Below are 22,146 nucleotides of genomic sequence, written 5' to 3' on the forward strand. Positions count from 1 at the left end.
TAGCGGCTCACGTGCAGGCGGCGCAGGCTATTCCCTGTGCTATTCCAGCGCTAGGTTATTCCACCACGCGGCCCACCGACGGCGGCAACGCGGCGCGCAGCTTCGTCAGCATCTCCTCATACTCGGCAGCAGGATCCGAATCAGCAACAACCGCACCACCGGCGGCAAGAGTCACCGTGCCCTCATCGTGCACCACGAGCGTGCGAATCACAATCGACAGGTTCGCCGAACCATCCGCCGACACAAAACCCAGGGCACCCGAATACACGCCGCGAGCGCGACCCTCCAGGCCCTCAATAATCTGCATGGTCGAAGGCTTCGGGGCACCCGTCATCGAACCGCCCGGGAAGCACGCCCGCGCGGTAGCCACCGCGCTCACGCCCTCACGCAGACGCGAACTGACCGTAGACACCAGCTGATGCACCGTCGAATAGCTCTCCACTCCCATAAGCACGGGCACGCGCACCGTGTGCGGCTCGGAAACCAGCGACAGGTCATTACGTAGCAGGTCCACGATCATGAGGTTCTCGGCGCGGGTCTTCGGGTCGCTACGCAACCAGACTGCAGCTGCCTCGTCTTCCTCCGGGGTGGCCCCGCGCGGCACCGTGCCCTTAATCGGCTTGGTTTGCGCGTTGCGGTGCGTATCCACACTCAAAAAACGCTCCGGCGAAGAAGAAAGCACCGAAAAATCACCACACCGCAGGTACGCCGCGTAGGGCGCCGCGTTGTGGGCGCGCTGGCGGCGGTACAGCTCAAAGAAGAGCTCCGGGCTCGGATTCTGGATGCGCGCGACCGTCTGCGCGGTCAGGCACACCTCGTAGCTGTTTCCCTCGTAGATTTCGTGCTGGCTAGCCCGAACAGAATCCATATAGGCTTCCGCGGCGGGCGCCGTGAAGAGCAGCGGCTCGGCAAGCTCAGGGGTATTTTCGGAGGCGCACTCCCCCGCCGCGCTCAGCACCGGAGCCAGCGCCGCGCTCAGTAGCCGCTCCGCCGCCTCACACCACGGCTCATCGCCCACCAGCCAGCTCCGCGCCACAGCCCCCGAGCGGGCATGCTCATGCACCAGGTAGCGGACCGCCGGCAGCCACAGAGAATCCGGGGTCGGCGCCTCATACGCCGGCAGGTAGCCGGGCACCGGGTGGCCGTGCTCCATGCCCATGGCGGCACGCGCCTCATAGCCGAAATAGCCCACGTAACCGCCGCGCAGACCCGCAGGCAGGCCGGTCGCCGCCGCGGTATCCGGGTGCACGCGAGGTGCGCAGGCGAGCGCCGCCTCCAGCTGGGCGAAGGGGTCTTCCCCGCCAGACTCAGCCGCCGCACGCGCCGAATCCACGCGCAGGGGCGACAGGTCCGCCGGAACCACGCCCACATACGAGGCGACCGACATGGGCGACTCCTCGCGCGCCGAATCCAGCCAGAAGGAATACTCGGCACCAGCAGTCAGCAGCGGATACGCGTCCTCGCAGTTCACCGCGAAAGGAAGCGGGCGCACGGCAAGCTCCCGCGTCTGCGCATCCCACGGGATGCTCTGCAGAATACTCGGCAGGGCAGGGGAATCGGGCACAGAAGCGGGAGCGTTCGGGGTAGAAAAAATACGGTCCGCAGAAGTTTCAGTCACGGACTCCATTGTATGGCGTGCAGGCGAACCGGCGGTTTAGTGAACGACCGCGGGTGCTTCGCCGTTCTCGCTGGTCATCGGCAGGCCAGCGGCGAACCATGCGCTGGTACCGCCCGCAATGTTGTGTGCGGCGTAGCCGTGCTCGCGCAGGAAGGTTGCCGCGCGGTTCGAACGGCCACCGCCGTGGCAGATGACGTAGAAGTCTTCGCCGGGTGCGGGCAGTTCTGCCAGACGCTCGGTGAGGGTGCCGAGAGTGATGTGCTTAGCACCGGTGACGTGGCCGCCCTCCCACTCGTAGTCTTCACGCACGTCAATGATGGTTGCGCCTGCGGGAACGTCGCGGGGATCGACCTGGGGTACAGCAGTCATGGGGTTCTCCTTTGAAGTGGTTAAAAATGCACCGGATGGCACGGGCGGGTGCGCTGCGGGCATAGTTGTGGTTCCACTCTAGCGCGTCGGGGGTGCGGGGCGCATCTGGACCGATTTTTAGCGTATTTTGAGTGTCCAATAGGGTGTACACGAAAAAATTGAAATGATTTTTCATGCATTACACAGAAGGTAACCATACGTCATACAAGCACACTCATGTATACATATGCGCTTAAAAGGGTATAGACTTAAGAATATATTAGCCGGGTCACATAGAACGCCGGGCTCGACAGAAAAGAATTTCCACCATGTCTCACACCACCACAGGTGCCGAACCCAAGGAAACCAAGACCTTCTTCGGCCACCCGCGCATGCTCGCGAACCTGTTCACCGTAGAAATGTGGGAGCGTTTCTCCTTCTACGGCATGCAGGGCATCATGATTTACTACCTGTACTACACCGCAGACAAAGGCGGCCTGGGCCTAGACAAGGACATGGCCACCGGCGTTATCGGTGCATACGGTGCAGTCGTGTACCTCATGACCATCCTCGGCGGCATCCTCGGTGACCGCCTCCTCGGCCCCGAACGCACCCTTTTCTACTCCGCAATCGGTATTATGGCCGGCCACATTTCCCTCTCCCTCATCCCCGGCGTGCCGGGCGTCATCATCGGCCTCCTGCTGGTTGCGATTGGTTCCGGCGGTCTGAAGAGCAACGCCTCCGTGCTGGTTGGTTCTCTCTACAAGGACGGTGACCACCGCCGCGACGCCGGATTCACCATCTTCTACATCGGCATTAACACCGGTGCGCTCCTCGGCCCAATCCTGACCGGTTGGGGTTGGAGCACCTGGGGCTTCCACATGGGCTTCGGTTTTGCCGCAATCGGTATGGCCGCCGGCCTGATCCAGTACGCCCTGACCCGCAAGAACCTGCCCGCATCCGTACACGAGATTGCCACCCCCTTCACCGGCGCACAGAAGCGTAACTTCTTCCTGGCCCTGATCGGCGTCGTGGTGATTATCGGCATCCTACTGGGCACCGGCCTGATGACCGCGGCCAACCTCAAGAACTGGGTCATGGCCTTCATCTTCATTGGCGCCATCGCCCTGTTCGTGCAGATGCTGAGTGCTAAGGACGTCACCTCCGACGAACGTTCCCGCGTCACCGCCTTCATCCCCCTGTGGATTGCGAACTCTGTATTCTGGGCCCTGTACCAGCAGCAGTTCACCGTGATGGCGGTGTACTCGGATGAGCGCCTCGACTGGCACATCCTGGGCATGGAGCTGAGCCCAAACCTGGTCAACTCCATCAACCCGATTTTCATCGTGATTTTCGGTGCGATGTTCTCCGCCCTGTGGACCAAGTGGGGCGACCGCCAGCCGGTCACCACCCTGAAGTTCTCCGCAGCGCTGATTATCATCGGTCTGGCGTTTTGGATCTTCCTCACCCAGGCGGGCGTTAAGAGCGTGAACGTGGGTTGGATTGTGCTGATTCTGTTCGTCTGCACCATTGCTGAGCTGATTATTTCGCCGGTCGGTATTTCGCTGGCGACCAAGCTCGCCCCGAAGGCGCACCGTGTGAACATGATGGCTCTGTACTTCACCTCCGTGGCAATGGGTACCGTACTCTCAGGTTGGCTGGCTCCGTTCTACACCATGGAGACTGAAGTTCCCTACTTCACCTGGATGGGTATCATCACCATCGCGACCGGTATTCTGCTGTTCCTGGTGCACAAGCCGGTCCAGAAGCTCATGCGCGGCGTGAAGTAACCGCAAAGTTGCTTGTCTACACTGCTGACTTGCTGCCTCAAGTAGCGTAAGCGTGTAGACGAGCGTATATAGGTTTAGAGCATATAGGCCAGGGGCCCCGAATCCTTGAGTTACCAAGGGTTCGGGGCCCCTGCTGTATGCCCTGGTACATGCCTCGGTGTATGCTCCCGGCAGCCGGGGCGCCGGAATGTTCAGGAGGGGAAGGTTGAGGATGGGCGTTCCGGGCGCTTTCCTTAATGAGACAATCCGCGCGGATTTTCTTATTAAAGCGCCTTAATAAGAAAATCGGGGGCAATTGTCTCAATAAGCATCCCTTCTGTGACAGGTGGGTTCTGATGTGCGGAACTGTGACGATTTATGTCTCCCCGTGAACGCGCGTGACGGAAATCAGAGTCAAAAAAGGACTCATTACGCCACGAACGGACATCTATTAGACAGCTCTCAACTACAGGTCTAAGGTGATTCCAGAACGGCCGGACAACACGCGGCCGGCCACCCCAACACAACCTCCCAAGGAGAACATCATGGCACTGTACCTGGTAGAACTGACCCCCGCTAACCCGTCCAAGGAAAAGGCAACCGCACTCATCGAGACCGTCAACTCGTCCCTGAGCCACGGCGCGGAACTCATCGAAACCCAGGTCTCCGCAGACCACAAGATCGTCTTCGTCATCATCGAATCCGAGAACACCGCATTCGGCCCCGACCTCACCGCAGCAATCGGTGAGCGCGCAGCCATTGCAGGCCCCGACGCAGTCCGCCTGGTCGGCGCAGAGCTCGATGACATCAAGAAGCTCAAGAAGGACGCAGACTACCTGGTCGAGTGGGACATCCCCGCAGAGATCACCATGGAACAGTACCTGACCCGCAAGAAGGCAAACGCCCCCAAGTACGCCGAGGTGCCCGAGGTTTCCTTCCTGCGCACCTACGTTCGTGAAGACACCGCCAAGTGCCTGTGCTTCTACGACGCACCCGACGAAGACGCTGTCGTCCGCGCCCGCAAGGCCGTCAGCACCCCCATTGACCGACTGTTCAAGCTGCACGCATAGACACGTGCTCCCCGCTTAGGAGAAACCCCATGTCCGACTTCACCCTGGAACCCCTGTACGACTACCCTCAGCGCGAGCAGGTCCTCGCCCTCGCTCGCACCAACGCGGAGGCCGTTGACCGCGGCGAGCGTTCGCCCTTCGAGACCCTCCGCGAGATTGCTAAGGACGGCCTGATTACCCTGGGCCGCGACGGCAGCTCCCTGGTCCCCCAGGTTTCGGTAGCTTTCGACCTTGCCACCGAGGACGCCTCCACGGCGTTCTCCCTGTGGGCTCACCGCTCCACCATCGCGTTCTTTGACGCTGTGGGCCGCGAGCTTCCCGCCGGTCTGGCGGAGGCAACCGTCAGTGGCACCACCGCCATGGCGGCAGCGTACAAGGAGGCATCGGGTCTGGAGCCAATCAAGGTGAAGGGCACCCTCGTTGAGGGCGGCCTGAAGCTCAACGGTTCTATCTCCTGGGCGTCGAACCTGTACCCGAGCGGCGTGATTGTTCTACCGGTGGCCGTAGAGAACGCTCCCGAGGGTCACCCGGACCGCTACATCGTGACGATTCGCCAGGATGTGCCGGGCCTGGAGATTTACTACCACCGTGACCTGCTGGCGCTCAACAGCACCGAGTCAGGCACCTTGAAGTTCGAGGGCGTTTTCGTACCGAGCGAGGACATTCTGAGCGATAACCTCGAGGCTTTCCTGCACGATGTCACCGCACCGTTCCTGCTGGTTCAGTCATCCTTCTGCCTAGGCCTGGCCGCGGGTGCTCTGCAGGAGGCTGCTAAGCACCTGGACGTGTCGAAGGGTATCTTCCGCCCCGAGTTCCCGCTGATTCTCTCCGAGTATGAAAGCCTGCGGGAGGAGCTGATTCGCCTGGCGTCTGAGCCGGAGCGCGCTGAGCGTCGCGACCTGCTGAGCCTGCGCCTGGGTGTTTCGCACTTCGCAACCATTGCTACTCACTTTGAGCTGCAGGTTGTGGGAGGCGCCGGTTACGTGGCTGAGTCCCCGACGGCTCGTCGTCTGCGTGAGGCTTCGTTCCTGCCGGTGCAGTCCCCGACTGAGGGTCACCTGCGCTACGAGCTGTCGAAGTACGATCACCTTGAGGCTCTTCAGGAAGCTCTCTAATCGTTAGCGACGCTGTCTTCATCAGTACCGTCACCCTTTATATGTAAGATATTGCATATAAGGGGTGACGGTATTTTTATGTACCCCCACCTCCATCAATTAGATAGCAGATTGGGAATATAGGCGGTTTAGGGGTATCCCTGCTCATATTTATATGTATTTAGCTGGGACCTGCACCTGTATACGCGTAGAATAATGTGGAATTTTATACACCATCACATTCACCTCAGGAGCTCCCTTTGAGCATCTCTAAGCTTCTCGGCTTTGACTGGTCGATCCACGGCGACGGCCGCAGCATCAAGCCCGGTTCCTTCGTCGCCCCAAATGAGCGCCTTGCTTGGCCGATTACCATCGGTATCGGCGCACAGCACGTGGTCGCAATGTTCGGCGCAACCTTCCTCGTGCCAATCATTACCGGTTTCCCTCCGGCAACCACCCTGTTCTTCTCGGGTCTCGGCACGGTCCTGTTCCTGCTGATTACCCGCGGCCGCGTCCCCTCCTACCTGGGCTCCTCCTTCGCGTTCATTGCTCCCCTGGCGGCTGCCATGAACTCGCACGGCCCGGCTGGTGCCCTCGGCGGCATCGTCATGGCTGGTGTGGCTCTGTTCCTGGTGGGTCTGATTGTTCAGTTTGCTGGCACCGGCTGGCTGACCAAGCTCATGCCCCCGGTCGTCACCGGTTCGATTGTGGCGCTGATTGGTTTCAACCTGGCGAAGAGCGCTAAGGACAACTTCATGGTGGCACCGGTGACCGCGCTGGTGACCCTGTGCTCCATCATCCTGATTTCGGTGCTGTTCAAGGGCATCATTGGCCGCCTGTCCATCCTGCTGGGTGTGGGCATCGGCTACATCACCGCTGTGATTCGCGGCGAAGTGGACTTCTCTAAGATTGACAAGGCTGTGCAGACTCAGGGCATCATTGGCCTGCCGCACTTCCAGACCCCCGAGTTCCACTGGGAGCTCGCAGGCCTGTTCATCCCCGTGATTCTGGTGCTCGTGGCTGAGAACATCGGCCACGTGAAGTCTGTTGCTCTGATGAGCGGCAAGAACCTGGACAACTACTCGGGCCGCGCCCTCATGGCGGACGGCCTGGCAACCACCATCGCCGGTATGGGCGGCGGTTCAGGTACCACCACCTACGCTGAGAACATTGGCGTGATGGCTGCGACCAAGGTGTACTCCACCGCGGCGTACTGGGTGGCTGCTATCTTCGCGATTGCGCTGTCCATGTTCCCCGCATTCGGTGCGGCAATTGCAACCGTCCCGGCGGGTGTTCTGGGCGGTGCCGCAACCGTTCTGTACGGCATGATCGGTATGCTCGGTGCACGTATTTGGAGCGAGAACCGCGTGAACTTCTCGAACCAGATCAACCTGACCACCGCCGCTGTGGCGCTGATCGTGGGTATCGCGGACTACACCTGGACCTTCGGTGAGCTGTCCTTCGCCGGTATTGCTCTGGGTACCGCAGCAACCCTGATCATCTTCCACCTGATGACCTTCATTGCGAAGTACACGAAGGCTGCTGGCGACCCGCTGGAGCCCTTCGACCCTGAGAAGGGCACTGAGGTGCACTAGGCGCCTGACCGCCCGTTGGGAATGCTACTCCTGAGGCGTAGGCTGTAGAAAAGCGGCCCGGATGGATTGGTTTCCATCCGGGCCGCTTTCATGTCTTCTTGGCGTTACACGCAACTGCTATTTTGTTCAGACATAAATCAGATATAAATCAGACACAAAAATTTGAGTCTAGACATAAATTTTTATGTCTAGACTCAAATTTTTTATGTGTAGACATAAAAGTTTATGTCTGAGTTATGTCTGAGTTATGTCTGCGGAAGCTGACCCAGCCGCTAACGTTGGATGGCTAATACTAGGCCGCTAGGACCGCTCGGCGAGCATCGTCTCAATCGTCTGCGCCACACCGTCCTCGTGGAAGGGCGGGCAGGTGCGCCCCACCTTCGCAATGAGCGCCGGCTGACCCGAGGCCATCGCGAAGCCCTCCCCCGCCCAGCAGAGCATCTCCGCATCGTTCGGCATGTCGCCGAAGGCCATTACCTCGTGCGCCTCAATGCCGTGGCGGGCCGCGAACTTCTCCAGAATCCGGCCCTTATTGACGTCCTTGGAACCCATCTCGACCAGGGGTTCACCCACCACGCCACGCGTGACGGCCACGAGCGATCCTACCGCCTGATGCACGCGTGCCTGCAGGATATCCGGGTCCATGCCGGGCACGCGGATCAGGTACTTAATGACCGGTGTGGAGCCAATACGTTCGAGTGCTTCGACGATGCTCATTTCCACCACGCGGGCGCCCTCGAGCACCTCGCCGCCCTCGTACGGGCCCTGGATGAAGACGGTATCCACAGTTTCCAGGGTGTAGGTGGCGTCGGGGAACATGGGTTCCAGCAGTTCGTGGGCGCGGGCAATCACCGCCGGGTCTGCGCCGTTGATTTCTTCCACCTCGTTCGCGCCCAGGTGGAAGACCACGGCGCCGTTGGAGCAGATAGCGTAGGAATCGAAGTCGGTCTGCTCGCGCAGCGGCGCGAGCCAGCGGCTCGGGCGGCCGGTGACGAAAACAATCTCAATTCCGGCGGCTCGGGCGGCCTCCAGGGCGCGCAGGGTGCGCGGACGGAAGCGGAAGTCGTGCCCGATGAGGGTGCCGTCCAGGTCGCTGGCGATGAGTTTAATCATGCGGTCTGTTGCCTTCGGTTGATGGAATCGAGAGTGATGTGCGGAAGCGTCACGGCGGAGGCTACTCGGCTGGTTCCGCGTAGGTGACGGTCAGGAACGCGCGGCCCAGACCGTGACCGAGCAGGTTAAAGTTCACGACGGCGGGGGTGGCATTCTCGTCAATGTCGAGCTTCTCCACGTCTACTGCGGTGACGCAGAAGATGTAGCGGTGCGGGCCGTGGCCAGCCGGAGGCGCGGCCCCCAGGAAGCCCGCCACGCCGGCGTCGTTGCGGTGCGTCAGGGCGCCGGCGGGGGCATCCGCACCGGCGTCGATGCTGGTCACCTCGGCGGGAATGTTGGAGAGGGTCCAGTGCCAGAAGCCGCTGGGGACCGGCGCATCCGGGTCGAAGCAGGTCAGCACGAAGGACTTGGTGCCTTCGGGGAAGCCGCTCCAGGACAGTTGCGGGGAGCGGTCCTGGCCGCCGGGTACACCGAAGAGGGCTGAGCGCATCCATTCGGGGGCGGTGCCGCCGTCTTGAATGTCGGTGGAGGTCAGGGTGAATTCGGGCAGTTCGGGCAGACCGGCGTAGGGTTCGCGGGGCAGGGGTGCGGAGCCAATGGAGCTCATGGTTCTCCTTGTGTTTTCTCGTGATGGTTGGGTTAATTTTTCACGGGGTAGGGGCCGTGTATATGACGATGCCGGCGGATAGGGTGAGCTATCCGCTGGCTGTGCGTTATTTTTTAGCCGTTTAGAACGGCGTCGAGTTCCTCGCGGGTGGGCGGGTTAGCGCCCGCGCGGGAAACGGTGATGCCGGCTGCGGTTGCGGAGAAACGTAGCAGGTCGGCGATGTCTTCGGCGGTTAGCGCGGCAACCTTGGCACGGGCCTCGGGGCCGGCAATACCGCGGTCGAGTAGACCCGCAATGAGTGCCGCCATGAGGGAGTCGCCGGCACCGACGGTGTCCGCAACCTCCACGCGGTGCGCAGGCTGGCTGATGCCCTCAGGGTACTTCTTGCTGTAGGCGATGGGGCCGTCTCCACCGCGAGTGATGACCATCAGCTCGGCGCCGAGGTCCAGCCAGGCGCGGGCGGTGTCGGCGAGAGAACGGTCCGGGTAGAGCCACTGCAGGTCCTCGTCAGAGGCCTTGACGACGCTGGAGAGGGAGACGAACTTTTCGGCCCACTGTCGTGCCTGCTCCACATCGTGGATGAGGGTGGGGCGGCAGTTCGGGTCGTAGCTGAGCAGGGCACTGTCACGGGCGGCTTCGAAGGCGTCCGCGACGACCTGTGCGCCGGGTTCGAGCATGGCGGCGATGGAGCCGGTGTGTACTGCATCGGAGGTGCGGGCCAGTTCGGCCAGCTGGTCGGCGATGGCATCCAGGGCCCATTCGATATCGAATTCGTATTCTGCGGCGCCATCAGCACCGATGGTGGCCTGAGCGACGGAGGTCCGCTCGGCGGTGGGTTCGAAGGGCAACTGCACTGAGGAGGCGTTCAGGTGCGCGTTGATGCTTTCACCGTAGGCGTCCGGGCCGTAGTGGCCGACGAAGTTGGTGGGGTGGCCGAGGCGACGCGCGCCGACGGCGACGTTCATGGGCGATCCGCCGGGGTAGGCGCGGGTTTCGCCGTCGTGCTGGTGGACGACATCTACGAGTGCTTCACCGATTACAGTCAACATGGTTCCAATTTTACCTATGTTTTCCTGTGTCGTGGGGTGTGTTTTTGTGGGGATTTAAAGTGGTTTTGCTTTCCCTTTTGACGGGTTATGTTGGCTTGTCAGGGTGAGACTCTTCCACCCTATCCCCTTCCGTGATTTTTAGCCCGATTACCCCTAGTTTTCGCCGTTCCGGGGATTAGTACAGGTTAGACTTAAACCAGCGCCGGGCCTATGGAGGCCCGACTCCGGTATTGACGCGACAGCATCGTCGCGCCTACCCTCCAACAACGAAGTTAGGAAGAAGGTCATACGTGACGACTGCAACCACTACCTGGGTTAACCGTGAGGCCACTGCTGAGGAGCTGATTCCCCTCATTGGTAAGTTGCACCGTGAGAACGGTGTGGTGCTGAGCATCCACGGCCGTAGCCTGGTGAACAAGTCTGTCATTGAGTTGCTGAAGCTGCACGATTTCGTATCTCACATCGATGGTGCGCCCCTGAACCCTGCACATTCCCTGGAGCTGGTGCGTGCTCTGACTGAGCTGAACCTGGGGGCATGCTCGGTTAACATTGCCGCCCTGCACAAGGCTCACCGTGAGGCTGGCTCCCCCGAGCTGACCATGTGGTTACCCGAGCAGCTGGGTGCCTCCGTGAACCGCCAGGGTGACCAGCCGAAGGAGCAGGATGTTGTGCTGTACGGCTTCGGTCGTATTGGTCGTCTTCTGGCTCGTATTCTGCTGGAGCGTTCCTCCTCGCCGCTGGGTTCTGGCCTGAACCTGCGTGCTGTGGTGGTGCGTAAGAACGGCGATAAGGACCTGGTGAAGCGTGCGTCCCTGCTGGAGCGCGACTCGGTTCACGGCCCCTTCAAGGGCGTTATTGAGGTGGATGAAGAGAACAGCACCATCATCGCTAACGGCGTTCCGGTTCGCTTCATTTACTCCTCCGACCCGGCCACCGTCGATTACACCGAGTACGGCATTAAGGATGCCCTGCTGGTGGACAACACCGGCCGCTGGCGTGATGTCCCGGGCCTGGAGCAGCACCTGAACCGTCCGGGTATTTCCCGTGTTCTGCTGACGGCTCCCGGTAAGGGCGACATGAAGAACATCGTGTTCGGTGTGAACGACAACATCATCACTGATGAGGATAAGATCCTCTCGGCAGCATCCTGCACCACTAACGCGATTACTCCGGCGCTGAAGGTTCTGGATGACGCATACGGTGTGGAGCGCGGCCACGTTGAGACCGTTCACGCGTTCACCAACGATCAGAACCTGATTGACAACTTCCACAAGGGTGACCGCCGCGGCCGCTCCGCCGTGCTGAACATGGTGATTACCGAGACCGGTGCGGCAAAGGCTGTTTCGAAGGCTCTGCCGCAGCTGGAGGGTAAGCTGACCGGTAACGCTATCCGCGTTCCCACCCCGGATGTCTCCATGGCAATCCTGAACGTGAAGCTGACCAAGCCCGCAGGTTCCGCTGAGGAACTGAACGAGCTGTTCCTCCGTGAGTCCATTGACGGTGCTCTGCGCCGCCAGGTGGGTTACTCAGACTCCCCCGAGGCGGTTTCCACCGACTTCGTGGGTTCCCGCACCGCAGGTGTTGTGGACTCGCTGGCTACCGTAGTGACCGATGACTCCGCGATTGTCTACGTCTGGTACGACAACGAGTTCGGTTACTCCTGCCAGGTGATTCGCGTTCTGGAGCGCATGGGCGGCTACGACGTCCCCTCCTACCCCGCGAAGTAGGTTACCCCCGCTCATCTAACACGCATATAACAAACCCACCGGTGTATATAGCTTATTGACTACATACACCGGTGGGTTTCGTTTTAGAATTTCGGCCCGTCATCTAGCGGCGGCGCAACACCAAGCCACGGTGGCCAGCCAACTTGATGGTAGTGGGTACCGAAACACCCTTCGCATCAATCATCCCGGCTGGGACCGTCACAGATACCTCCCGATCGCCAGTATTCAGCGCAGCCCAGCCACGCGTAAACGTGCGGGTCTGCACAGTTCCCTGAACCACAATGCCACCCGCAGCATCCCCCAAATCAAAGGCAAGCTCGGGGGCGTGCGGGAGCTCATCGTAGGCGTCATGGTGGGTCGCACTAATACCGGTGAAAGTTCCCCCACCAAAAACCCAGAAACCAGCCAGGCCATAGAGGAAATTCTCATCAGTGCCAGTCAAAGGTGACCTCCGGCCGCTCAGCGGAGTACGCAGAATCGTCACCTTCTTCTGCGTGGAGGCACCGCGCTTCAGACCGGTGAGGTACACCCCGAGCGACACATCACCCTCAGAACCACGCGCAATATCGCGGCCCTGCATCACAGCATAGGGCGAAGCCAGGTAATCATTCGGGCCCCAGCCAAGCCACACCTCCTCAAATCCGCCACCGTAGGCGCTGTGGTGCTCCCACTTGCCCCAGCGCAGGCGCGACTCAGCAATATTGGGCACCAAAATCTTGCCGATACCGTTCAGCTCAGCACCAGCAGAAGCCACCAGGCGATCCAAACCATCACGAACCGTAGTCATGGACGGTACACCCTGAATGGGCAGATTCAAGCCGTAGTAGTCGTTCTCCACGTCGTTATCACCCATGACCCCGTCGAAGGGTGAGTTACGCATTTCACGCACCACCGAATCCACCCAGTACCAGCGGTAGCCGGGGTTCCACACCTGCATCTGATAGTGCTTGGAATAGCCCTTCCACTCGATGCGGTCACCGTTGAGGCGGTGCGCAAAGAAGTCCTTACCGGAATTCGCCAGCGAGACAGCCTGCGCGAAGGACAACCCCGAAGAGTAGATAGGACCCGGCTCATAGGAGCGGGTGGAGGACAGGCACTTATAAGCCAAAACCACCATCTGCGGGGCATGTTTCTTGAGGTAGCGGGCCGCATCCAGCTCCCAGGGCTGCAGAATCGCAACAGAGTAATTCTTAATAGCGAAATCGAGCTGCTGCCGAGTAATGGGTTTGCCGCCGTAGCGAACCCACGCGCCGAACTTCCCGGGGCCGCCGAGTCGTTCAAACTTACTCGTGGCCATCGTACTCCGGAGAGAACTCGGGGTCACGCGGAGGCATCTTACCCAGCTCACGGTAAATGGCGTTGTAACGGTCCATCACCAGGCGCAGCTGGAAGAAGCTCACGATACGGTCATAGGCGTTCACGCAGTAGCGTTCGTAAATGCTGGGCTCTTCCATGATGGTGCGCAGAGCGGCCGCGAAGCCCTCAATATCACCCGGGATGGTGAGGATGCCGCAGTTACCAATCTCGTGACCGTCGGGGGCGACCAGCACATCGTCAATCAGCTGCGACATACCACCCACGTCGGTGCTGACCAGCGGCACGGAGGCGGCCATCGCCTCCAGGGCCACAATGGGCTGGCCCTCGTTGTAGCTGGGCATGAGCAGCAGGTCGAAACGGTCCAGCATGGCGCGCACGTTCACAGTTCCGTGGAAGGTGATGTACTCGCCCATGTTGAGCTCGTCAATGGTGCGCAGGCACAGCTCGTAGTACTCGGGCAGATGATCCTTGGGGCCGAGCACATCCAGGTGGAAGTTCACGAGGCCCTGGTCGCGTAGCACTGCGAGGGAGCGAATCAGGTCGGTGAGGCCCTTAATGGGCACCACACGGGCGATAAATACGAAGCGCCACACGTGACCGCGTCCCTCAGCGAGGATGCGCGCACGGGCCGCCTGGCGGGCGTAGTAGGCCTCGGCAACGGACTCGATGAGCATACCGTTGGGCAGGATGATGGCGCGGTCCTTCTCACCCTCGTTCATCTGGTCGATAGGTGCGCCAATGCCGCGTGCCTCTTCCAGCGCCTTGGGGTACAGGTAGGTGGCCATGTCGGCGCTCGGGTAGCAGAAGCGGCCCGTCTCAAGGAACCAGACGGACCAGGCTCGCTCGTCAAGGGTGACGGGGCCCAGGCCGGGGTGCTCGCGCTCCTCAGCGAGGAAGGCGTAGTCGGTGGTAATCGGCTTCGCCATGTTGCGCTCAAGCTTGGTGTTGATGGTGTCGCGAATGTACAGGTTGTGCTCGGTCAGCAGGAAGCTGGTGCCGTGATCACGGGCCGCGGCGGCGGCAATGAGGGCCGCATAGCCGGTAGTGTGGGCGTGGTACACGCGGGCGTGGGGCATCCGCTCGTGTAGCAGCGCGAAGAGGATGGAGACGAAGTCGCGCACCTTCCAGAAAAGCTCACCGAAGGGAACCTCGCTGAAGAACCCGAGGTTGGCGATAACCTGCATGAACTCGCGGGTGCCGAAGAGTCCAAAAAGGTTATAGGTGCGGGTAGCGGGGTTGATGCCCTCGTCGTAGAGCTTCCAGAGGGGGTTGACGTCGCCGGCAATGAGCGCGTTGAAACCCTGAATCAGTCGATCAGCCAGCTCACGACGCTGCGGCATCTTCATGTGCAGGTTATCGGGGTCGCATTCGGCGGCAAAGGCGGCACGGTTGACGTCGAGGCTCAGGTAAATCACCTTGACCCACTTAACGTTTTTGGGCATGCCGTAGAGGTCCTCATGCGGCGAGTTCTTATCCCACGCGATGTGGATAATGCCGAAGGAGAGATCAGGGTTCTCAGAGACGATATCGTGCACCACCGCGGAGACGCCACCCTTGAGGTAGGGGTAGGTGGACTCCATGATGATGGCAACATCGACATCCGGGTATTCGGGGTCGGTATAGTGCTCCCCGGGCTCCGGAAGCTGTAGAGGAGCATAGTGGTTTCGGTACATCTGTTCAGTCATTGGTTGTGTCTTTCGCGGACCGTGCTACGTGGTGTGTTCTCGGCCGGGCCCGCAGAGCGGTATCTGCGGGCCCGGCATGCGGGCAGGCGTTACCAGGCGAGGGCGCGGCGCCAGAAGAGAGAGTATTCGGGTGATTGCCAAGCCTGACGGTACACCCGGTAGCAGGCGTACGCAAGGACCGCCTCGCCCACGATGATGGGTAGGTATCCGGTCTCGTTCGGCAGAATTGCGAAGCAGATGATGAGCAAGATGAGGTGCGCTGCGGAGAGCACCTGCACGGTCTTGAACATCGTCATGTACTCAATCTGGTAGATGAGCAGGGCGATAGCCACGAAGAGGAACGCGACGACCAGACCCATCAACGCCAGCGGGAAGGAATCCGGCATAAAGATGAACATCAGAATACCGGTAATGATGCCGCTACCGATATAGACGAACAGGGAGTTGCGGATCGAACGGTCGGAGGTGCGGGTAGCCTTGTGCGCCTCTTCTCGAACACGGTTGTAGGGCAGGCGTTCGAACACGGTCCACAGGTACTGAATCGCATCGTTGACGCGGTCGGCCTCCACCACGAAGAAGTAGTTGTAGGCAATCACACAGGGGATGAGGCTCATGTAAATCGCCACGACGTTAATCTCACCGGCGGTGGCCAAAAAGAGCATGTACTTATCCGCCCAGATAATGGAGCCGGTCAGGAAGCCACGCAGAGCATCCGTAGCAACGTCCTTCAGCGGAATATGCGCAAAGTGGAAAAGATACACGAAGTTCTTACCCAAGCCGACCAGCAGGATAAGCGAACCAACAAGCGGCGGCAGGAACCACACGATGGGGAAGAAGTACAGCGCCAAGGTATAGCCGAGCCAGGCAATGAACCAGATGATGCGGTTCTTCGCAAGGTTAGGAATCACCAGCAGCTGCGCGAAGGCAATGTTGAGTACGCCGAGTACGAAGAAGGCACCGATGGCAGTCGCGTTCCACTTCAGCACAAGGGCAACAGGAATAACAAAGAGCACCACCAGCGGCATGGTCACGAAGAAGAGGTAAATCCAGTTGCGGCTAAACGCGGCCAGGTCGCTAATGTCCTGGAACTGGGGTTCATCCAAACGCGCGCGGGTAGCCCTCGCCTCAGCACGCTTGAGCTGATTCTCGAGAGTCTCAGCCTGGATGCGCAGGCCTTCGCGGGCGTCCGCGATCTTCTTGTGTTCCATCTGAATTGCTCGATAGAGCGGCAGACAGGCAGCCTGGCTAAGCCAGGGCACGGTGATGGATGCAGCCAGAATCACCTGAATCAGGGGCACACCATCCAGGTTGTACCGGTTGATGGTGGGCGTGACGATGGGGAAGACGGTGGTCAGTAGCGCGACCGGGGAGACGTATAGCAGAAAGTTGATAAGGAGGCGCCACGCGCTGGTGTGCTGCCCCTCGCTACCGTGGTTGGTGGACAACGTTGAAGACTTTCAGTCGAAAATATGGAGTATGCGGGCCCGACTCGCGTACGAGCCGGAGGTAACGTTGAGTGAATGATGGTGTCGTGCGTTATGTAGTGCACGGATGATGTCCCTCGCGGTGGCCGGTTAGGCCGTCGGATTCGCGCCGTCCATGCGTGCCGGATCAGCCGCACCCACCAGGTGGGTTTCTTCGGCTGGGCGAGCATCCAAAACATCACGTGTAGAGCCCCTCCCCTACGCCTAATTTGGCGTGGGGCTCATGTACGCAACGATGCCGCCGTCATCAATATACTGTACGCGTCAAGCAAAATGTTGAACTTTTATTCAAGCTCGACTTGAATTTTAGGCGATTTGAAACACATTTCATCTATAAGACCATATGCCTCCTGAGGCATATACAGGGCATCCCGGCCCTTCCAGCAGGAAGGAGCCGGGATGCTCACGTGCGGTTACTGCACCAAATTCGCCGCTACATGACGGTAGGGCGCAGCTACCGCCTTGCGTTTAGGATGCGCTTGCGAGAGTACGCAGAGCCACCGAAACCACAGCCAGTCGCGGGTGACCGGTGACATCCGGAGCTGCCTCAGCAATCTCGTCAAGGATGCGGTCAATGTTACCCACGCGGGTCGGGTGGTTCTCAATCCAGCCAGCCAGAGCCTTCTGCGCACCATCGATAGTGGAGAAGTCGCCCTCGGTGCCCTCAGCCACGGACAGTGCAAGGCTTGCAGCGGTCTCGTAGAGGCTGCCGCGCATTGCCTGGCGTGCCAGAATCTCCCAACGGTCGCTACGAGGCAGCTCGGTGATGAGGCCAAGCAGCTCGTCCACCTTGAAACGGTCATAGGTGGCGAAGTAGACCGGTGCCAGCGAGGTTGCCTCGAAATCGTGATCGGCAGCCGAACGAATCACGTCCAGCAGGGCGTAACCCTCGAAGCCGCGAATCCAGATGACGATGAGTTCCTCGGGCAGGCCCCAAGCCTCGCCTGCGTCGCGCTTTGCACGGACGCGAGCGCGAGAAGTATCGGAGAGGTACTCGGGCAGGTTGCGGCGCATCTCGACGACGGAACCGAAGTTCTCGAGCAGCTCGGAAATCGTTGCGCCAGCAACCACGCCACGCTCGGTGATGAACCAGCGAACAGCGCGGTCCAGTACACGCTGGTTGTCGCGTAGCACGGTGAACCATGCGTCCAGCGGGGTCTTCGGGGACAGCTCGCTGTGCAGCTTAGCGGCGGTGCCGAGCTCGAAGAGCTCACGGGCCACGATGAAGGCGCGGGCCACGGAGTCGATACCGACGTTGAACTCCTCCATGATGCGGTACGCGAAGGTGATGCCGCCGATGTTGACCAGCTCGTTGGCCACGCGGGTGCAGATGATTTCCTTACGCAGCGGGTGCGAGTCCAGGTGCTGGCCGAAGCGCTCGACCAGTGCTGCCGGGAAGTAGGTGCGCAGCACGCCTTCCAGGTAGGGGTCGTCGGCGAAGTCGGTCTGCTCCAGGGCGTGGGTGAGGTAAATCTTCACGTACGCAGCCAGGACAGCCAGCTCGGGGCGGGTCAGGCGGTCGCCGGTGGTCTCCAGACGCTCGTCCAGCTCCTCGTCGGTGGGCAGGAACTCGACGGCGCGGTTCAGGCCGGCGTGCTCCTCCAGGTCGTGCATGAGGCGCTTGTACAGGTTGGTGCCCAGGAAGGAACCGTGGAACTCGCCCTGCAGTAGCACGTTCTGGTCGACGTTGGTCTCGAGGACCTTACCGCCAACCTCGTCCTGCAGGGATTCGATGAAGGAAGCACGCTCCTCGCTGGAGAGCTCACCGCGAGCCACGAGGCGGTCCACCAGAATCTTGATGTTAACCTCGCGGTCACTGGTTTCCACACCTGCGGAGTTGTCGATAGCATCGGTGTTGAGGAGAACGCCGTTACGTGCAGCCTCGATGCGGCCCAGCTGGGTGAAGCCGAGGTTACCGCCCTCGCCCACAATCCTGGCGCGCAGGTCCTTACCGTTGACGCGCAGTGCGTCGTTAGCCTTGTCGCCAACCTGTGCATTGGTCTCGGTGGAGGCCTTCACGTAAGTACCGATACCGCCGTTGTAAATCAGGTCAACCGGTGCCTTGAGGATGGCAGAAATCAGCTCGGCCGGTGCGAGCTCGGTGACGGACTCGTCCAGGCCCAGAACCTCGCGCACCTCGGGGGTGATCTCAATGGACTTCAGGCCGCGAGAGTACACGCCACCACCGGCGGAAATTAGCTCGCGGTTGTAATCCTGCCAGGAGGAACGGGGCAGGTTGTACAGGCGCTGACGCTCCTGGAAGGAGACGGCTGCGTCCGGGGTCGGGTCCAGGAAGATATCGCGGTGGTCGAACGCTGCAACCAGGCGGGTTGCCTTGGAGCGGAGCAGGCCGTTACCGAACACGTCACCGGACATGTCACCAATACCGACAGCGGTGAACGCTTCGGTCTGAGCGTCGTGGCCGAGCTCGGCGAAGTGACGCTTGACGGACTCCCAGGCACCGCGTGCGGTGATACCCATTGCCTTGTGGTCGTAACCGACGGAGCCGCCGGATGCGAAGGCGTCGCCCAGCCAGAAGCCGCGCTCGAGGCTGATTGCGTTCGCGGTGTCGGAGAATGCGGCGGTACCCTTGTCCGCTGCGACCACCAGGTAGTAGTCGTTCTCGTCGCGTGCGATGACGCCCTCAGGACGCACGACGGTCTCGGAGCCGTCGGTGCCCACCGCAAGGTTGTCGGTGACGTCAAGCAGGGAGCGGATGAAGACCTTGTAGGATTCACGGCCCTCGGTGATCCAGGCGTCGCGGTCCACGGCGGGGTCGGGTAGCTGCTTGGGGTAGAAGCCACCCTTCGCTCCGGTGGGGATAATGACGGCGTTCTTCACCATCTGAGCCTTAACCAGGCCCAGCACCTCGGTGCGGAAGTCGTCGCGGCGGTCGGACCAGCGCAGGCCACCTCGTGCGACATCGCCGAAGCGCAGGTGAACACCCTCAACGCGCGGGGAGTAGACGAAAATCTCGAACTTGGGGCGGGGCAGGGGTGCGAAATCAATCTGCTGCGGTGCAACCTTGATGGCAAATGCCTCACGGCCCAGGTAAGCGTTAGTACGCAGGATAGCGCGAATTACCTTGCTCAGGGAGCGCAGGTAACGGTCAGCATCCAGGGTGGGGATCTTGTTCAGTTCCTCAACCAGGGCAGCCTCAAGATCTTCACGGCGTGCGTTGCGCTGCTCGTCGTTCAGGCCATTGTTCGGGTCGAAGCTGACGTTGAAGAACTCGACCAGGTGCTTGGTGATGGCCGGGTTAGCAAGCAGAGTGTTCGACATGAACGAAGGAGTGTAACCCAGGCCCAGCTGAATCAGGTAGTGGTTTAGGGCACGGAACAGGCGGGCTTCCTGCCAGGTGAGGCCCTCAGAGAGAATCAGGCGGTCCAGGGTATCGGACTCGCGCTCACCGAGCAGGTAGGCGTTCAGGGCGTCCTCGTAAAGGGATGCGACGGCGTTGGGGTCCACACCCTCGGGGAACTCTACTCCGAAGTCGTAGAGGTAGCCGTACTCTTCGCCGTCCTCAGGCTTGAACTCGTAGGGCTTCTGATCCACAACGACCAGGCCCATGTTCTGCATCACCGGCAGGAGCTCGGTGAGGGTGTGAGGTGCGGACAGGTAGGTCTTCAGTCGGGTAGTGTTGGCTTCGCCTGCTTCAACCTTGATTGCGGCGGGCTTCTTGCCCGAGAGAGATTCAAGAATCACGATATCCTCGATTGCTTGTTCTACTGTGTAATCGGCTCGGTAAGCTGCGCTGCTTGCGTCGGCCCAGGCTGACGCGAGTCGGCGGCCTTCCGCACCGGGTTTCCATGCCTCAATGGCAGCTGCGGTGGCTTCCGCCCAGGAGCGAGTGACCTGCTGCATCTGCTTTTCGAGAGCTTGATGATCCGTGGTCGGCACATCGTTAGGGTTGGTGAGCCGAATACGGAAGAATAGGCGGGCCAGCGACGAGGAAGACAGGTACACCTCATAGTCGATGGCGCTTAAATCAAATTCCTGTCGGAATACCTGCTCGATGCGGTACCGCACGTCAGTGTTGTAGCGGTCGCGGGGCAGGTACACCACGGCGGTAATGAACCGGTTAAACCGGTCCGCGCGCAGGAAGAGGCGGGTCTTCCGGCGCTCCTCCAGGCCCATGATGCCGCTGAACGTCTCAGCCAACTCATTGACCGAGGCCTGCAACAGCTCCAGGCGCGGGTAGTCTTCCAGCGCCCCGAGCAGAGCCTTATCCGAGTAGGAGCCGGGGTGATAACCCAGGCGGCGGCGCACCATGGCGATTCGCTCACGCACCAGGGGGGTCTCGATGGCGGGCAACGAGTAGGCCTGCCGGGTGAACAGGCCCAGAATCACGTACTCGCCGATGACGCGGCCGCTCATATCGAAGCGGCGCACCCCAATGTAGTCCAGGTAATCGTTGCGGGCTACAGTAGAGCGGGAGTTCGCCTTCGTGATGTACACGGGGCGGGGAAAGAGGGCACGGTCCAGAGTGTCACCGGAGAGCTGGATGCGGCTCTTACCCTCCGTCGACCGCAGAATGCCGAGAGCGGATCCGGGGCGATCCACCAAGGCGATAGCGCCGGAAGTGCCGTCGAGCACGCGCTCCTTAACACCCATGAACACGAAGTTACCGCGGGTGAGCCAGTGCAGGAAGTCCTGAGCCACCTCCACGCGGGAGGCGGGCTCCACACCGCGCGGATTAGCGGCGTAGGATTCCTCGCCGTGGCCAAGGGTGGCGCCACGCAGCTCATACATGGCCTGGGCGATATCGAAGACCGCGGCGACCATGCCATCCAGGTCGGTGTAGCAGGCACGCACGTCATCGAGCACGCGACGCACCTCGTGCTCCAGCAGGCGCAGGTCATCTTCACCCAGGTAGCGGGTCAGCCGAATCGCAATCCAGGACTCAATGGTGACCGTGGACCCTTCAGGCGCCCCCTCAGAAAGTTGCAGGGAGGGCATGCCGACTGCGGCTGTGTCGCCGCTGGCCAAGTTGGCCCGGGTACCGGTACCGCGCAGGCTGATGAGCTTGCCATCGGCATTACGCTCAGCCAAGAAAATGGGGTGGAAAATCGCCAGGAACCCACCGAAATGCGCCGAAAGGTAGGCGGTCAGGGAGCTCACGATGTGCGGCATGTCGTCGGTTGCGACGTACAGCGTGGTGTTATAGTCGTCGTTGCGCGCAGCAACGATGGGTGTCTTAGAGGCGCGGATTTCAGCTAGCGCACGATGGGTGCGAGCCAAATCCTCTAATTCTGCCGGAGTGAACTCTTCACGCTCATCGTCAGGACTGTTCAGAAAATACTGCTCGATCCATGCATCGGCGCCAGCGAAGCGTGCCATAGTCTTGTCAGTCATTGACAATCTATCCTCCGAAGGTAGGTATCACTTCACTGTGACGGTGTCTGTGCAACTCCGCGCAGGTCACGCGGTCTGCACCGCCCAAATGGGCTATCTCCAGCTTATACCCTTACGGTGAAGATGTCAGATATATTCGCTATATTCGCTCGACGGGGCCAAAATCTTATCGGAAAATACTCGTTCTGCAGCCTTCAACCACCCGAATATAGAGCCTGGCGGGGTGGTTCGGTGAAGCCACCCCATGAAGTAACCCTGCGAAGTTGCTCGGTGAATTTGTTGGGGACCCGGTTCCCTCACCCGGCGCCGACCCGT

Annotated in this window: 14 protein-coding genes; 5 read left to right on the forward strand and 9 right to left on the reverse strand. The window is 60.6% G+C overall.

Annotated features, from left to right (window positions below; genetic code table 11):
• Positions 1 to 55 precede the first annotated feature (55 nt).
• Positions 56 to 1,627: an anthranilate synthase component I family protein gene (locus JX292_RS08150; protein ID WP_204863313.1), complete on the reverse strand. Its 1,572-nt coding sequence runs from the start codon at positions 1,625 to 1,627 to the stop codon at positions 56 to 58.
• A 27-nt stretch (positions 1,628 to 1,654) separates the two neighbouring features.
• Positions 1,655 to 1,987 carry a rhodanese-like domain-containing protein gene (locus tag JX292_RS08155; RefSeq protein WP_204863315.1) on the reverse strand — a complete coding sequence of 111 codons (333 nt, stop codon included), beginning with the start codon at positions 1,985 to 1,987 and terminating at the stop codon, positions 1,655 to 1,657.
• Between the two features lie 308 nt (positions 1,988 to 2,295).
• Between JX292_RS08155 and JX292_RS08160 the strand changes: the two genes are divergently transcribed.
• The 4 genes from JX292_RS08160 (at position 2,296) to JX292_RS08175 (ending at position 7,494) form a co-directional block, all read left to right on the forward strand.
• On the forward strand, positions 2,296 to 3,756 hold the full coding sequence (locus JX292_RS08160) for a peptide MFS transporter (protein WP_204863317.1): 1,461 nt from the start codon (positions 2,296 to 2,298) through the stop codon (positions 3,754 to 3,756).
• A gap of 524 nt (positions 3,757 to 4,280) precedes the next feature.
• Positions 4,281 to 4,805 (forward strand): DUF4242 domain-containing protein, encoded by a 525-nt coding sequence (locus JX292_RS08165; RefSeq protein ID WP_204863319.1) that lies wholly within the window; start codon positions 4,281 to 4,283, stop codon positions 4,803 to 4,805.
• 29 nt (positions 4,806 to 4,834) lie between these two features.
• Positions 4,835 to 5,920 (forward strand): acyl-CoA dehydrogenase family protein, encoded by a 1,086-nt coding sequence (locus JX292_RS08170; protein WP_204863321.1) that lies wholly within the window; start codon positions 4,835 to 4,837, stop codon positions 5,918 to 5,920.
• A 239-nt stretch (positions 5,921 to 6,159) separates the two neighbouring features.
• A complete protein-coding gene (locus JX292_RS08175; protein ID WP_204863322.1) occupies positions 6,160 to 7,494 on the forward strand; it encodes a uracil-xanthine permease family protein in 1,335 nt (444 codons plus the stop codon).
• Positions 7,495 to 7,794: 300 nt separating this feature from the next.
• On the opposite strand, the gene JX292_RS08180 is transcribed toward JX292_RS08175, so the two are convergent.
• From JX292_RS08180 to JX292_RS08190, 3 genes are all read right to left on the reverse strand, one after another.
• Positions 7,795 to 8,607 carry an HAD-IIB family hydrolase gene (locus tag JX292_RS08180; protein WP_204863323.1) on the reverse strand — a complete coding sequence of 271 codons (813 nt, stop codon included), beginning with the start codon at positions 8,605 to 8,607 and terminating at the stop codon, positions 7,795 to 7,797.
• A 61-nt stretch (positions 8,608 to 8,668) separates the two neighbouring features.
• Positions 8,669 to 9,214, reverse strand: a complete 546-nt coding sequence (locus JX292_RS08185) for a YbhB/YbcL family Raf kinase inhibitor-like protein (protein WP_204863324.1) — start codon at positions 9,212 to 9,214, stop codon at positions 8,669 to 8,671.
• 113 nt (positions 9,215 to 9,327) lie between these two features.
• Positions 9,328 to 10,263: a carbohydrate kinase family protein gene (locus JX292_RS08190; RefSeq protein WP_204863325.1), complete on the reverse strand. Its 936-nt coding sequence runs from the start codon at positions 10,261 to 10,263 to the stop codon at positions 9,328 to 9,330.
• 290 nt (positions 10,264 to 10,553) lie between these two features.
• Here JX292_RS08190 and JX292_RS08195 point away from each other — a divergent pair, with 290 nt between their 5' ends.
• Positions 10,554 to 11,990, forward strand: coding sequence for a glyceraldehyde-3-phosphate dehydrogenase (locus JX292_RS08195; protein WP_204863326.1), 1,437 nt, complete (start codon positions 10,554 to 10,556; stop codon positions 11,988 to 11,990).
• Positions 11,991 to 12,093: 103 nt separating this feature from the next.
• On the opposite strand, the gene JX292_RS08200 is transcribed toward JX292_RS08195, so the two are convergent.
• The 4 genes from JX292_RS08200 to JX292_RS08215 all read right to left on the reverse strand — a co-directional run bounded on the left by JX292_RS08200 (position 12,094) and on the right by JX292_RS08215 (position 21,831).
• Positions 12,094 to 13,287 (reverse strand): putative glycoside hydrolase, encoded by a 1,194-nt coding sequence (locus JX292_RS08200; RefSeq protein WP_204863327.1) that lies wholly within the window; start codon positions 13,285 to 13,287, stop codon positions 12,094 to 12,096.
• Positions 13,274 to 14,992 carry a GT4 family glycosyltransferase PelF gene (pelF, locus tag JX292_RS08205; RefSeq protein ID WP_204863328.1) on the reverse strand — a complete coding sequence of 573 codons (1,719 nt, stop codon included), beginning with the start codon at positions 14,990 to 14,992 and terminating at the stop codon, positions 13,274 to 13,276. The genes JX292_RS08200 and pelF overlap by 14 nt, the downstream gene beginning before the upstream one ends.
• Positions 14,993 to 15,081: 89 nt before the next feature.
• Positions 15,082 to 16,437 (reverse strand): hypothetical protein, encoded by a 1,356-nt coding sequence (locus tag JX292_RS08210; protein WP_204863329.1) that lies wholly within the window; start codon positions 16,435 to 16,437, stop codon positions 15,082 to 15,084.
• Positions 16,438 to 16,944: 507 nt separating this feature from the next.
• Positions 16,945 to 21,831: an NAD-glutamate dehydrogenase gene (locus JX292_RS08215; RefSeq protein WP_204863330.1), complete on the reverse strand. Its 4,887-nt coding sequence runs from the start codon at positions 21,829 to 21,831 to the stop codon at positions 16,945 to 16,947.
• Positions 21,832 to 22,146 lie beyond the last annotated feature (315 nt).

The sequence above is a fragment of the Rothia mucilaginosa genome, from assembly GCF_901875305.1.
Taxonomy (GTDB): Bacteria; Actinomycetota; Actinomycetes; order Actinomycetales; family Micrococcaceae; genus Rothia.

Coding starts and splice junctions, on each gene's coding strand:
- JX292_RS08150 (WP_204863313.1), bottom strand. CDS start 1,627: ATGGAGTCCGTGACTGAAACTTCTGCGGACCGTATTTTTTCTACCCCG.
- JX292_RS08155 (WP_204863315.1), bottom strand. CDS start 1,987: ATGACTGCTGTACCCCAGGTCGATCCCCGCGACGTTCCCGCAGGCGCA.
- JX292_RS08160 (WP_204863317.1), top strand. CDS start 2,296: ATGTCTCACACCACCACAGGTGCCGAACCCAAGGAAACCAAGACCTTC.
- JX292_RS08165 (WP_204863319.1), top strand. CDS start 4,281: ATGGCACTGTACCTGGTAGAACTGACCCCCGCTAACCCGTCCAAGGAA.
- JX292_RS08170 (WP_204863321.1), top strand. CDS start 4,835: ATGTCCGACTTCACCCTGGAACCCCTGTACGACTACCCTCAGCGCGAG.
- JX292_RS08180 (WP_204863323.1), bottom strand. CDS start 8,607: ATGATTAAACTCATCGCCAGCGACCTGGACGGCACCCTCATCGGGCAC.
- JX292_RS08185 (WP_204863324.1), bottom strand. CDS start 9,214: ATGAGCTCCATTGGCTCCGCACCCCTGCCCCGCGAACCCTACGCCGGT.
- JX292_RS08190 (WP_204863325.1), bottom strand. CDS start 10,263: ATGTTGACTGTAATCGGTGAAGCACTCGTAGATGTCGTCCACCAGCAC.
- JX292_RS08200 (WP_204863327.1), bottom strand. CDS start 13,287: ATGGCCACGAGTAAGTTTGAACGACTCGGCGGCCCCGGGAAGTTCGGC.
- pelF (WP_204863328.1), bottom strand. CDS start 14,992: ATGACTGAACAGATGTACCGAAACCACTATGCTCCTCTACAGCTTCCG.
- JX292_RS08215 (WP_204863330.1), bottom strand. CDS start 21,831: ATGACTGACAAGACTATGGCACGCTTCGCTGGCGCCGATGCATGGATC.